Below are 12,800 nucleotides of genomic sequence, written 5' to 3'. Positions count from 1 at the left end.
TTCGACCTCCCTGCGGCGATCCTATGCCGCGTCGACGAGCCGGGCGTCCTCGATCAGCACGGTCGCCTCCCGTCGCTGCCGGTTGACCTTGACACCGAGATAGGCCGCGACCGCGATGATGATCGCCAGGAACACGACGCTCGTGATCGTGGTGCCCAACCCCATACCGCCGTCGGCCGGGGCCTGCGAGAGGAGATCGCCGATCGATGCGCCGAGCGGACGGGTGAGGATGTACGCGGCCCAGAAGCAGAACACCACGTTGGCCTTGAACGCGAACCGCGCGATCGCGATGACGCCGATCAGGGCGCTGAACAGGATCGTCCCGAACAGGTAGCCGAGCCCCAGACCCTCGGAGATGAGGTCGCCGGCGGCGGTGCCCAGCGCGAAGGTGAAGAGGATCGCGATCCAGTAGAAGGCCTCGCGGCGACGCGTGAAGATCGTGTGGATCGACAGCGTGTGCTCGCGGGCGAACCAGATGCCGAAGGTGATCGCGAGCACGAGGGTGAAGATGAGAGTGCTGACCCACAGCTCGACGCCGAGGACGTCGGTGAGGTTGTCGGTGAGCAGCGTGCCGACGATGCTGATCAGCACGACGACCGTCCAGTACACGCCGGAGTTGTAGCGCTTCGTGGCGAACTGGGCGATCAACGCCGCCACGAGCAGCGCGCCCATCACCGCAGTGGTGAGACTGAGCCCCCACCCGAGATCGGCGTTGAGGTAGTCGGCGAAGGTCTCGCCTGTCGTGGTCGAGAGGATCTTGATCACCCAGAAGGCGAACGTGACCTCCGGCACCCTGTTGAACAGGATGGTGCGGACGTGCTCGGGGAGTGGATTCGTCATGGCCACAGACTCTCGGCGGATCCTTGACGTTCACCCCCTTGGAGAACACCGCGGAGTGAGCGTTCTTTCAGAGAAGGTGCGGACCTCGGTGATCCTGAGAGCATTTTCACGCACTGACGGCCGATACCGGGATCGCTCGGATGTCGGGGGGCCAGTGTGAGGGGATGCTCCGCACCACAGATATCCCGCCGTCACCGACGCGGGCGACCTCCATCCGCAACCTCGGGCTGCTGGGTCTGCTCGGCATCGCCGGGGTGCTCGCGCTGGGGATCGTCATCCGCAGCTCCGGCAACGGCCCATCGCCGCTCGACTCCTGGTGGCACGACCTCCAACGAGGCTGGCGGACGGATGCCGGGATCCACGTCGCCGAGGCATTCGATCTCATCGGCGGCGTCGGCATCGTGATCGGGGTCACCGTCGTGCTCATCACCACCCTCCTGATCGCCCGGCGGTTCCGCAGCGCGATCACTCTCGCGGTCGCGATGGCGGTCTCCGAGACCGTCACCGCAGCGATCAAGGTCGTGATCGCGCGTCCCCGTCCCGCGGACTCGCTCTCTGACGTCGACGTCACCTCGTTCCCCTCCGGGCACACCGCCGCGGCGGCAACGCTCGCCGTGACCCTCGCCCTCCTGATCGGACGTCGGTTCTGGGCGCCCGCGATCGCCTGGATCGTGCTGATGGCATGGAGCCGCACGTTCCTCGAGGCGCACTGGCTCAGCGACGTCATCGCCGGCGGGATCCTCGGCGCCTCGGTCGCCCTGCTCGCGCGATGGCTGGTGGTGACCGCGGAGGGCCGACTGCAGAAGCGAAGAGAGGCACGCCTCCTTCCCGTCCACTGACACGGCTGGGTCGGAGAGCTCCGACCCAGCCGTGTCGGAGCTCTCCGCGCACGACGTCAGTCGTCAGCCGTCTCGCCGTCGTTCGTGCCGTCCTCGACACCCTGGTCGTCAGCCGTCTCGCCGTCGTTCGTGCCGTCCTCGACACCCTGGTCGTCAGCCGTCTCGCCGTCGTTCGTCGCGACCTGTGTGTTGCCACCGCTGGGTGCCGGAGTCGACGCCTGCGCCAAAGCGGGCACGCCCACACCGAGCGCGGCGGCGAGCGCGAGCACGGCGAGCCCTCCGCCGACGGTCATCTTGAGCTTCTTCTTCTCCATGTCCTGTTTCCTTTCACGTGGGGACTTCGGTCTCGCCGACGTTACGGAGGTCCGCGTGAGATGAGCGTGAGAGCGGAAGGCGCACTCGCACGGTCGTTCCCACGTCGGGCACCGACGTCAAGGCCACACGCCCGCCCAGGGAGGTGACGATCTCCCTGACGATCGACAGGCCCAATCCGCTGCCCTCGCCCGCGCGCGAGGGATCCGCTTGCCAGAACCGGTCGAAAGCCCGACGCACCTGCGCGCGCGTCATGCCCTTCCCTGCATCCCGGACCACGACCTCGCCCCACCCGCCGGCAGCGCGAATGCGCACGTCGACATCCGCATCCGAGTACTTCTCCGCGTTGACCAGAAGGTTCAGCAGGACCCGCTCGACGGTCGACGGCAGGCCCGCGACCACCACGCGGCGCTGTTGCGTCACCACGACACGATCAGGAGCCGCAAGAAGTCCTCGCACCCGGTGGAGCGCATCTCCCAGCTCGACGACGGCATCAGCCGTGCGATCATGACCGCCGTCTGCGGCGAGGATCAGATCGTCGGCGATGGACGCCAGCGAGTGCGCGGCCTCCAGCGCGGTCGCACACGCCTCCCGGTACTCGCTCACCGTCCGCGGTCGAGTGAGGATCAGCTCAAGCTGTCCCTGGATGGCGGTCAGGGGTGTGCGCAGTTCATGGGACGCGTCGTCGACGAAGCGTCGTTGCGCAGCCAGTGTCGATGCCACTGGCCGCATCGCGAGACCTGCGAGTAGCCAGCTCGTGAACGGCGCCACCACACACAGTCCGCTGAGAGCGACGATCAGAGCCGTCCGGAGCGTGGCGAAACCCGCCTCAGCCGTCGATGTCCCTCCTCCGTCTGCGACGCCGTCGAAATCGAACGCCGTGATCGCGAAGGCGTACACGCCCCAGGCGAACAGGGCGAAGGTGAGCAGCTGAACGGTGGTGAAGCCGATGGTGAGCCGCCATCGGGCCCTTCTGACGATCATCAGACGTCGCTCGGAACGGAGTAGCCTGCGCCACGGTGCGTGACGATCGGGTCGGGCGCGCCCTGCACCGCGAGCTTGCGACGCAGATACCGGATGTAGGTGGGCACCACGTTGCTGTAGCCCTCGTAGTTGCGGTCCCACGCGTGATCGATGAGCTCGCTGGTCGACACGATCGCGTCGGGGCGCCGCATCAGATACTCCAGGACCGAGAACTCCTTGGGGGTGAGGGGGATCGTGCGCCCGAGCCGTTCCACCGAATGCCGACTGGGGTCGAGGATCAGCGAGCCCACGCGCACCTGCGGGGGAAGCGCCGTGGGGGCGCGTCGCAGGAGCGCGCGGACCCGCGCGAGGAGCTCGTCGACGTGGAACGGCTTGACCAGGTAGTCGTCCGCACCCGCATCGAGGCATTCGACGATCGTCGCTCGAGCGGCGATCGCCGTGAGCATGAGGATCGGCACCTCTGTGGAGAGCGATCGGATGCTGCGGCACAACTCGACCCCGCCCCCGGCCAACCCGGGCAGCCGCACGTCGAGGATCGCCGCATCCACCGGTTCAAGTTCGAACGCGATGAGGCCGGCCGCGCCATCCGACTCGAGGTCGACTGCGTAGCCGGCCTCACGCAGCAGCTGTACGACCGTACGACCGACGCGTTCGTCATCTTCCACGACCAGGATCCTCATCGCCACCTCCGTGTCGATGATCGCGGGTCTCTCTGGACACATCGCGGTCAGCCGGGCCCCGATCTCTGAGAGTCCCTTCAGTGTCGTCGGACCGATCGGCTCCGACGACGACCGACGCTACTCGACTCCGGCGATCAGCTCCCGCAGCGCGGCGACATGCGCGCTCAGCGCCTTCCGCCCCTCCGTCGTGAGGGAGATCCAGGTGGTGCGGCGGCTGTCGAGGACAGCTTTGCGGCTCTTCACGTACCTCTCGGCGGCGAGCGCGCTGATGTGCTTGGAGAGCACGGAGTCGCTCACGTCCAGGTGGTCCCGCAGCGTCACGAACTCGATCTCGCTCACGCCGGTGAGCATGGTCGTCAGCTTCAGTCGGATCGGCGACTGCAGCGCCGGGTTCAGCTCGACCATCAGTGGTTGAGGAAGAGGAGGGCGATGCCGCACGCTGCGAGGACGCCGAGGACGAGAAGGAACGCGACGGATTCGCCGCGGGCGTGCTCTGCGGGGTCGGCGCGGTACATGCGCACCCACCGCGCCCCGCTGAGCGCGAAGCCGACGCCCCCGGCGAGCGCGCACACCGGCACCAGCCACCAGACTCCGGCGAATCCGGCCCACATCGCTCCGGCCAGCGCCAGGAGGTACGACATGGTCGCCTCGGTGGCCGTGCCTCCGACGACCCTGCTGGCGAAGCCGCCGACGGTCACGCCGTTCACCCGGCGGAAGCGGCGGAGCTGCAGGAGCGCGACGGCGACGTAGAGCAGCGCTCCGGCGATCGTGAACCAGTAGCCCCTGCTCGTCCACACCACGGCGGTCGAGGCGATCTGCACGGCGATCGCCGATCCGAGGGCGAGGAGGAGGAACGGGGGGAGCACGAGGCGGTTCGCCAACGCGGTGCGGGATGCCTCGGCATCCGCCAGCTGTCCGAGGGCCTGTTCCGGCGTCGGGTCGTCGCTTTTGCTTTCCATATTGGAAAGTATGCTCCGAACTTTCCATATCGTCAAGTAGTGGGCGCCCTCCCCCGCGGAGGGCGCCCGTCCGTCACTTGATCGATCCCCGCGTGACCCCGGAGATCACCCAGCGCTGCGAGAAGATGTACACGATCAGCAGCGGGGCCATCGCCATCAGATACGACGCGAACGCCACGGTGTAGTCGGTGTTGTACTGCCCCTGCAGCACGTACTGCGCGAGCGGCAGCGTGCGGGCCCCCGGGTCGGTGAGCACGACGAGCGGCAGGATGAAGTCGTTCCACGCCCACACGCAGGTGAGGATGCCGACCGTGGCGTTCATCGGAGTGAGCAGAGGGAAGATGACCTGCCAGAACACCCGCCAGGTCGACGCGCCGTCCATGCGGGCGGCCTCCTCGAGCTCGATCGGGATCGAGCGGATGTACGCCGAGTAGATGAACACGTTCAGCGACAGCCCGTAGACCGTGTAGAGGATGATGACGCCGACCTGGTTGTCGAGCCCGAACATCGCCGTCTGCTTCACGAGCGGCAGCATGATGATCGGGAACGGGATGAACAGAGCCGCGAGCAGGTAGTAGAACACGCCCTTGAAGAAGGGCCGGTGCATGTTGCGGGCCAGCGCATAGGCGACGACCGAGCTCGTGAACATCGTGAAGACGACCGAACCGACCGTGATCAGCGCGGTGTTCAGGAGCGCCTGCGGGAACTGCGTGCGCTCCCAGGCTTCGGCGAAGTTCTCCCAGCGCACCGGGTTCGGCCATTCGAAGCCGGTTCCGCTGACGAGCTGATCGGGCGTCTTCACCGCGACGACCACGGCCAGGTAGAGCGGGATCAGAACGGTCAGGGCGCACACGGCGATGACGGCGGTGGCCCACCAGTTGGTGCGGCGGGTGTCATCCTCCCGACCCGCGCCGCCTCGACGACGCCTGCCTCCCGTGACGATGGACGTGGTGGATGTGGTGGGGGCTGCGACAGACATCATGCATCCACCTCTCGGCGCTGAAGGACTCGGAACTGCAGGAGGGAGACGATCGTGATCACGATGAAGAAGACCACCGCGTTGGCCGTCTGGTAGGCGAACTCGCCACCGCCGTAGCCGCCCTTGAAGATGAGCATCGTCACGGACTCGGTGGAGGTGCCGGGGCCGCCGTTGGTGAGGGCGACGATCGGGTCGAACACCTGCAGGTAGCCCTTGAGGCTCAGCACCACGTTGATGGTGAAGAAGGCGCTGATCAGGGGGAACGTGATCGCCCAGAACTGCCGCCAGCTCGAGGCGCCGTCGAGCGACGCCGCCTCGTAGAGCTCCGACGGGATCGTCTGCAGACCGGACAGGTAGATGATGATCGTGAACGCGCAGCCCTGCCAGACCGCGAGGGAGACGATCGCCAGCCAGGCCCAGTCGGGGTTCGACAGGATGTTGTCGGCGATCAGCGGGATGCCGGGGAAGAGCTTCGGCAGCGAGTTCGTGAACAGGTACTGGAAGACGTAGCCGATCACCAGCATCGCGAGCACGTAGGGCACGAAGTAGACGCCGCGGAAGAAGTCGCGCGCTTTGATCTTCGCGTTGAGCCCCATCGCGATCGCGAGCGAGATCGCGTTCGTGAGGATGGTCGCGACGATCGCGAACAGGAAGGAGAACCCGTACGCGCCCCAGACCCGGTCGTCCTTGAACAGGTTGAGGTAGTTCGAGATCCCGACGAAGTTCCAGTCGCCGTAGCCCGCGTAGTTCGTGAAGCTGAAGAACACGCCCACGAGCATGGGGACGGTGTGGAACAGAGCGAAGGCGATGACGGCCGGCCAGACCATCCAGTAGTAGGCCGAGAGAGCACGCGGCGACGAGGAGCGGATGCGGTCGGCCCGCCCGCTGCGGGAGCCGCCGGATGCCGACGACCTGACCGCTTCGGTGAGTGTGCTCATGATCGGTCCTCCGTCACGGGGATGGTGCGGGCGGCGATCTTGCGCCACTCGTTGTCGAGGGTGGCGAGCGCGGCTCCCGCGTCGCCGGTGAAGATCGACTCCTGCACGAACTCCGCGAGCGGGATGCCCGGCGGGATCTGGTGATCGAGGAAGCCGGTGATGCGCCCGTCGTCGAAGAACGGCTTGACCGACTGCAGCGCGAGATCATCGCTGAGCTCGGCGCCCTCGACCGAGGGGATCATGTTCTGCGAGGCCGCGAACTCCTCGATGACGTCGGGGCGGAACATGAACTCGATGAACCGCAGCGCCTCCTCGCGATGCGGGCTGTTGCGGCCCATCGTCACCGTCACGTCGACGCCCGAGACGATGACGCGGTCCTTCTCGGCATCCGTCGGGTACGGGAAGATCGCCGCGTTGATGTCGGGGTTCACCTGTTTGATGCCGTTGACGGCCCAGATGCCCTGGAGCAGCATCGCGGCCTCGCCTCGAGCGAAGGCGGCGTTGCCCTCGTCGTAGGTCGCGCCCCGGTAGCCCTCCTGCGCGTAGCCGTACAGCTGCAGCTCGCGGTCGAGCGGCTCGGCGAAGTCCTGCTCGAACGAGGCCTTCGAGTCGGGACCGACGTTCTCGCCCTCCGCGCGCATCTCGTCGAAGAAGCCGTCCTGCACCGCGTACGCGCCGAGGCCGTTGAACGAGGGGACAGAGGTCCACGAGTCGGCGAGGGTGGCGTAGATCGGCTGGATGCCGGCATCCTTCAGCTTCTCGCAGGCGGCGATGAGCTCGTCCCACGTCTCGGGCACCTCGATGCCCTGCTCGGCGAAGATGTCGGCGTTGTAGATGATGCCGTTGGCGTTGTTGACGTAGCCGAGGCTGTTCACCTCGCCGTCCTTGTTTCCGAGGTCGGCGAGGATGTCCTGCACCGCAGGGTTGATCGTGTCGAGAACGGGCTCGTCGGAGAAGTCGTAGAAGACCCCTGCCTGTGCGAGACGGCCGAAGTTGCCGTTGCCGTTCAGGGTGATGACGTCGGGCGCCTTGTCCTTCACGAGCAGCGTGCGGATGATGGTGTCGGCATCCGCCACCTGGTTCTGCACGACGCGGATGTCGGGGTTCTCGGCCTCGAACTTCTCGATGATCCTGTCGAAGTCCTCGCGGGCCTCGCCCTTGAACTGGAAGAAGTTGAGCGTGGTGACGCCGGGGTCGGCTCCGGAGGAGCACCCTCCCAGCGTTCCGGCGAGCGCGACGACGACGACGGCCGCCGTCGCTCCGCGGAGCGGATGGATCGATCTCATATCTGCGCCTCCTTGCGCGAGGGATCGGCGATGCCGATCAGGATCAGTGCTGTGCGGTGAGCTCCACGAGGGTCGCTCGCCCGGGATGCTGCACGGGGGGACGGATGCCGGTCGTCGCCAGTTGTCGGCCGGTGAGGATGACGCCGTCCTGGATCCAGCGGAGCGGGGACTGCCCTGCATCCTCATGGGCGCCACCGGGCGTCAGGACGCGGAGACGGTACTCGCGCTCCGGGTCGAGTCCGGGGAACCGGACCCGCCCTGCGGGATAGGCGACCGAGGTCGCGGCCTGCGTGATCGTGAAGACGGCGTCGGCACGATCGGCCGAGACCATGCCGCGCACGTCGATGCCCGGCTCCACGCCGTCGACGTTCACGACGCGACCGGTCGCGACGAGAGGACGCAGCGTCTTGGCGAGCGCCACCCAGGCGCGGATGCGCGCGAGGTCGGCCTCGGAGTCTCCGCTGATGTCCCGCTCGATGCCGAAGTGCCCGAACAGGGCGATCGCGGCGCTCAGGTCGAGGTCCGTCGCCCTGCCCGTCGAGTGGACGACGGCGCTGGTGAGGTGCGCGCCCATGAGCTCGGGCGGCACGACCAGGCCGGTGTAGCGCTGGATGTCGAGCCTTTCGAGGGGATCGATGCAGTCGCTCGTCCAGATGCGATCGGTGCGATCCAGGATGCCGAGGTCGACCCGGGCGCCGCCCGATGCGCAGCTCTCGATCTCGAGTCCCGGATGCTGCGCCTTGAGCTCGTCGAGAAGACGGTAGACGGCGAGGGTATGCGCGTGCACGTGGGAGCCGCCGCCGGGGCCGGAGCCCGCGTCGACGAGATCGCGGTTGTGGTCCCACTTCAGGTAGGCGATCGGATACTCGTCGAGCAGCGCGTGCAGGCGCGACGCGATGTGCGCATACGCGTCGGGGTGCGCGAGGTCGAGCACCTGCTGCTGCCGGGCGGCGGGCGGCAGATCGAGTCGAGAGCGCAGGATCCAGTCGGGATGCTCACGGGCGAGCTCGCTGTCGGGGTTCACCATCTCTGGCTCGACCCACAGCCCGAACTCCATGCCGCGCGAGCGCACGCGGTCGACGAGCGGGTGCAGCCCCTGCGGCCACACATCCGTGTCCACCTGCCAGTCGCCGAGTCCGGCGGTGTCGTCGCGACGACCGAGGAACCAGCCGTCGTCGAGCACGAACCGCTCGACGCCCGCATCGGCCGCGGCATCCGCGAGTGCGGTGAGCCGATCGAGGTCGTGATCGAAGTACACGGCCTCCCAGGTGTTGAGGGTGATGGGGCGGGGCCGATGCGGATGCTGCGGGCGCGCGCGGAGCTCGTCGTGGAACCGCGCCGAGAGCTCGTCGAGGCCGTCGCCCCAGGAGCCGATCACCCAGGGAGTGGTCACGGTCTCACCGGAGTCGAGGATGATCTCGCCGGGGCCGTACAGCTCTCCACCCGCGAGGAAGGCCTCCCCGGCGATCGTCCGCTCGGCCAGGACGGTGTGGCTGCCGCTCCAGGCGACGTGGATGCCGTGCACCCGTCCCGACTCGAACCCGAACCCGGGGCGGCCGGCGCAGAGCAGCAGCGTGGCATCGGCGCCCGGGCGTCCTCGGCGGCTCTCCCGCACCGAGGTGCCGACGGTGAAGGCACGGCGCTGCGGCGAGCGCTCACGCAGATGACGACCCGTGGTGTCGAGGATCTCGGTCGCGTCCCACGGAACGGGGAAGGACGGCGCGAGGCGTTGCACCGTGTACGCGCCCGTTCCGCTGTTGCGGAGCGTGATGCGCTGTCGGAGGAGACCCGCGATGCCGAGTTCGAGCTCGACGGTGGCGGCGAGACGCGACTCCTCGTCGACGAGCGAGATGCGGGCGCGCTCGGCGGTGGCGTCGACTCCGGCCAGGTGCCAGCGGACGCTGATGCCGTGGCCTGCCCTGTGCCCTTCGAGCCCCGGCGTGCCGAGCCAGCCGTGCGCGGGCGTCGGCAGGATGCTGAGGACGGGGGTGACGTCGAGTCCACCCGAGACGCGCTGGGGCGCCGCGGCCAGTGCGAGGCCGCCGAGGGCCTGCGTCGAGAGGTGTCCGAGGTCTTCGCCCCAGTGCACGATGGCGGGCGGCGTCGACATCTCGACGACCACGCTGGTGCCGCCTCTGCGGAGGTGCAGAACCTCCGGGGAGAGCCCCTCGTCGATGGCGGAAGCTTCGCTGCTCACATCGCTGGAATGCATGAATTAGTTTTAGCATGAAAATAATCCAGACGTCAACGGCGTGATCTCGCCGGTCCGTCGCGTCTTTATATGCCAAGATGAAATCAATGGAGGTGTCATGAGCACGGAGGCCACCGTCGCGCGCACGGTCCTCATCCACGGCCCGATCTCCCGTTCAGCCCTGGCCGTGCGGATGCGGATGTCTCCGGCGAGCCTGACCCGCCTCACGAAGCCGTTCGTCGACCGCGGCATCCTCGTCGAGCTCGACGACGTGGTCGACGGCGTCGGCCGCCCCTCTCGCCCCCTCGACGTCTCGCCCGCCGTCGGCACCTTCCTGGGAGTGAAGCTCACGGGCGGCGACGCGCATTGCGTGCTCACCGACGTCCGGGCGCAGCTGCTCGGCGAGGTGGCGCTGCCGCTGCGGTCGCATGCACCCTCCGACGTGGTCGACACCATCGTCGATGCCATGACGCGGCTCGTCGGCGACAGCGACGCCCCCGTCGGCGTCGGCATCAGCGTCGGCGGGATCACCGACGGCAGCACCGTGGTCTGGGGGCCGTTCCTCGACTGGGAGGACGTTCCTCTCGGCGAGCTCGTCACCGCGGCCACCGGCCTGCCAACGCGCATCGAGAACGATCTGATCGCCCTGACCGAGGCCGAGCGCTGGTTCGGCGTCGTTCGCGGGCTCGACGGCTTCGCGGTGATCACGATCGGCGCCGGCGTCGGGTACGAGGTCGTCTCCGGCGGCGAGGTCGTGCGCAACGCGGACTCGGGGATCAGCCTCGCCGCTCACGTGCCGCTCGAGCCGCACGGACCCCTGTGCTCCGAGGGGCACAGAGGCTGCGCGCAGGCGATGCTCGGCTCAGCATCCATCGCCGCACAGGCGACGACCGCCCTCCAGCGGCCGGTGGGCTACGACGAGGTCCTCGCTCTCGCCGCCGACGGCGACCCCGCGGCCGCGGCCATCGTCGACGCCAGCGCCCGAGCGCTCGGACGCCTCGTGGCCCTGGCCGCCAACCTCACGACCCACGCGGACATCGTTCTCGCCGGTGAGGGCATGGGGCTGTTCGCCGTGGCGGAGGGTGCCGTGCGCGCCGAGATCACCGCGGGTCGTGACCCGCGGGCCTCTCCGGTGCGGCTGCACGTGGACGACAGCGGCTTCACCGCGTGGGCGCGCGGAGCGGCAGCCGTCGCCGTGCAGGCGGCGTTCGAGCGGTTGTAGGACGCGGATCAGTCGGCGGAGGGGCCGCCGCCCTGACGCCGCAGCGCAGGGATCCCGCCGTACATCACTCCGCGCGGATGCCGGTCCACAGCAGGTCGCGCGCGTCGGCGACCAGCTCGGCGGCCGGTACGCCGTCGAGGAGCCCCCCGGAGGCGAGGGTCGCGATGCCGTGGAACGTCGCGAACGCCGTGAGCGCGATGCGATGGGGATCTCCCGCGCGGATGATCCCGCTCTCCTGCGCCGCGATCACGACCCGCACGGTGACCTCCATCGACGCCTGACCAGCCGCGATGAGCTCTGCGCGCGCGTCGGGCGCGTGCTTCATCCCGAACATCAGGCCGAGCAGGATCGGCTGCTCGAGGGCGAAGTCGACGTAGGCCGCGGTGAGAGCGTCGAACCGGCCCCGCACCTTCTCCCCCGTCGTCGCCTCCATGCCGGCGGCCTCGTCCAGCACCGCCGCGAGCCGGGTGAACCCGTCTTCGGCGAGGGCGTCGAGCAGGGCCTGCTTGTCACGGAAGTGCCTGCTGGGAGCCGCATGGCTGACCCCGGCCTCGCGGGCGAGCTGCCGCAGCGACAGGGCCTCGACGCCGTCGCTCTCGATGCTCGACCTGGCGGCCTCGAGGAGCGTGCGGCGGAGATCGCCGTGGTGATAGGGCTGCGGGGGCACCCGTCGATCCTATCTCGATGTAGGCATTGACAACAAGAGAGAGCGCGTGCACAATGATGTCACTGCCTACATTGTCGACATGACCGAAGGACTGCACCATGACACTCGACCTCCGCGGTGGAACCACCCTCATCACCGGCGCCAGCGCCGGCCTCGGGGTCGAGTTCGCCCGCCGATTCGCCTCCCGCGGCTCGAACCTCGTCCTCGTGGCCCGCCGCGTCGACCGCCTCGAGGCCCTCGCCGCCGAGCTGCGCGCCTCCGCCGGAGTCGCGGTCGAGGTCGTCGCCGCCGACCTCAGCATCGCCGGAGCGGCAGCCGCCCTGCACGGGGAGCTCGACCGCCGCGGCATCCGCGTCACCTCGCTGGTCAACAACGCCGGCTTCGGCACCCACGGCGCCTTCGACACGGTCGACCCCGAGCGGATGACGAGCGAGATCCAGCTCAATGTGGGCACGCTGGTCGAGCTCTCCCGCCTCTTCATGCCCCAGCTGCTCCGGGGCCGGGGCGCCCTCGTCACGGTCGCGAGCACTGCGGCGTACCAGCCGACGCCGGGCATGGCCGTGTACGGCGCGACCAAGGCCTTCGTGCTGAGCTTCACCGAAGCGCTCTGGGCCGAGGCACGGGGCACCGGACTGCGCGTCCTCGCGGTGAGCCCCGGAGCGACGAAGACCGAGTTCTTCGACGTGGTCGGCACCGACGCCGCCTCCGTCGGCCGGCAGCAGACCCCCGAGCAGGTGATCGACACCGCGTTCCGCGAGCTCGATCGCAGCAACGGCCGACCCAGCGTGATCTCCGGCCGCGTCAACCACCTCATGGCACTCGGCATCCGTCTGCTGTCCCGGCGGGCCACCGCGCTGACGAGCGCACGCGTGCTGCACGACGTCAGGATGCCGGGCTGACCGC

At 68.6% G+C, this 12,800-nt stretch carries 14 protein-coding genes; 3 read left to right on the top strand and 11 right to left on the bottom strand.

Features of this window, described 5'->3' with window-relative positions:
* Positions 1-21 precede the first annotated feature (21 nt).
* Entirely contained in the window at positions 22-840 is an 819-nt protein-coding gene (locus CQ047_RS06385; protein ID WP_105673448.1) for a hypothetical protein, read from the bottom strand.
* A 164-nt stretch (positions 841-1,004) separates the two neighbouring features.
* Between CQ047_RS06385 and CQ047_RS06380 the strand changes: the two genes are divergently transcribed.
* Positions 1,005-1,679 carry a phosphatase PAP2 family protein gene (locus CQ047_RS06380; protein ID WP_181155848.1) on the top strand — a complete coding sequence of 225 codons (675 nt, stop codon included), beginning with the start codon at positions 1,005-1,007 and terminating at the stop codon, positions 1,677-1,679.
* Between the two features lie 56 nt (positions 1,680-1,735).
* Here the strand turns inward: CQ047_RS06380 and CQ047_RS06375 are convergent, their stop codons facing one another.
* The 9 genes from CQ047_RS06375 to CQ047_RS06335 form a co-directional block, all read right to left on the bottom strand.
* Positions 1,736-1,993: a hypothetical protein gene (locus CQ047_RS06375; protein ID WP_105673446.1), complete on the bottom strand. Its 258-nt coding sequence runs from the start codon at positions 1,991-1,993 to the stop codon at positions 1,736-1,738.
* A gap of 13 nt (positions 1,994-2,006) precedes the next feature.
* Positions 2,007-2,975, bottom strand: a complete 969-nt coding sequence (locus CQ047_RS06370) for a HAMP domain-containing sensor histidine kinase (protein WP_105673445.1) — start codon at positions 2,973-2,975, stop codon at positions 2,007-2,009.
* On the bottom strand, positions 2,975-3,640 hold the full coding sequence (locus tag CQ047_RS06365) for a response regulator transcription factor (protein WP_258132507.1): 666 nt from the start codon (positions 3,638-3,640) through the stop codon (positions 2,975-2,977). Before CQ047_RS06365 ends, CQ047_RS06370 begins: the two co-directional genes overlap by 1 nt.
* Before the next feature lie 132 nt (positions 3,641-3,772).
* A complete protein-coding gene (locus tag CQ047_RS06360; RefSeq protein WP_105673443.1) occupies positions 3,773-4,060 on the bottom strand; it encodes a transcriptional regulator in 288 nt (95 codons plus the stop codon).
* Positions 4,060-4,614 carry a hypothetical protein gene (locus CQ047_RS06355; RefSeq protein ID WP_105673442.1) on the bottom strand — a complete coding sequence of 185 codons (555 nt, stop codon included), beginning with the start codon at positions 4,612-4,614 and terminating at the stop codon, positions 4,060-4,062. The genes CQ047_RS06360 and CQ047_RS06355 overlap by 1 nt, the downstream gene beginning before the upstream one ends.
* 73 nt (positions 4,615-4,687) lie before the next feature.
* The gene (locus tag CQ047_RS06350; RefSeq protein ID WP_105673441.1) at positions 4,688-5,596 is read right to left on the bottom strand and encodes a carbohydrate ABC transporter permease; all 909 of its coding nucleotides are present in this window, start codon (positions 5,594-5,596) and stop codon (positions 4,688-4,690) included.
* Entirely contained in the window at positions 5,593-6,531 is a 939-nt protein-coding gene (locus CQ047_RS06345; RefSeq protein WP_105673440.1) for a carbohydrate ABC transporter permease, read from the bottom strand. Before CQ047_RS06345 ends, CQ047_RS06350 begins: the two co-directional genes overlap by 4 nt.
* Positions 6,528-7,817 (bottom strand): ABC transporter substrate-binding protein, encoded by a 1,290-nt coding sequence (locus CQ047_RS06340; protein ID WP_105673439.1) that lies wholly within the window; start codon positions 7,815-7,817, stop codon positions 6,528-6,530. The genes CQ047_RS06345 and CQ047_RS06340 overlap by 4 nt, the downstream gene beginning before the upstream one ends.
* A 43-nt stretch (positions 7,818-7,860) precedes the next feature.
* Positions 7,861-10,029 (bottom strand): alpha-galactosidase, encoded by a 2,169-nt coding sequence (locus CQ047_RS06335; RefSeq protein ID WP_105673438.1) that lies wholly within the window; start codon positions 10,027-10,029, stop codon positions 7,861-7,863.
* Between the two features lie 97 nt (positions 10,030-10,126).
* Between CQ047_RS06335 and CQ047_RS06330 the strand changes: the two genes are divergently transcribed.
* Entirely contained in the window at positions 10,127-11,230 is a 1,104-nt protein-coding gene (locus tag CQ047_RS06330; RefSeq protein ID WP_105673437.1) for an ROK family transcriptional regulator, read from the top strand.
* A gap of 64 nt (positions 11,231-11,294) precedes the next feature.
* On the opposite strand, the gene CQ047_RS06325 is transcribed toward CQ047_RS06330, so the two are convergent.
* Entirely contained in the window at positions 11,295-11,897 is a 603-nt protein-coding gene (locus CQ047_RS06325; RefSeq protein WP_105673436.1) for a TetR/AcrR family transcriptional regulator, read from the bottom strand.
* Positions 11,898-11,995: 98 nt separating this feature from the next.
* On the opposite strand from CQ047_RS06325, the gene CQ047_RS06320 reads away from it, so the two are divergent.
* Complete coding sequence (locus CQ047_RS06320) at positions 11,996-12,796, top strand: SDR family oxidoreductase (protein ID WP_105673435.1); 801 nt, start codon at positions 11,996-11,998, stop codon at positions 12,794-12,796.
* The last annotated feature ends 4 nt before the right edge of the window (positions 12,797-12,800 follow it).

The sequence above is a fragment of the Microbacterium sp. MYb72 genome (assembly GCF_002979415.1).
Taxonomy (GTDB): domain Bacteria; phylum Actinomycetota; class Actinomycetes; order Actinomycetales; family Microbacteriaceae; genus Microbacterium; species Microbacterium natoriense.
The sequence above is the reverse complement of the archived record's forward strand: the minus strand, read 5'-3'. Positions and strand labels throughout refer to the sequence as shown.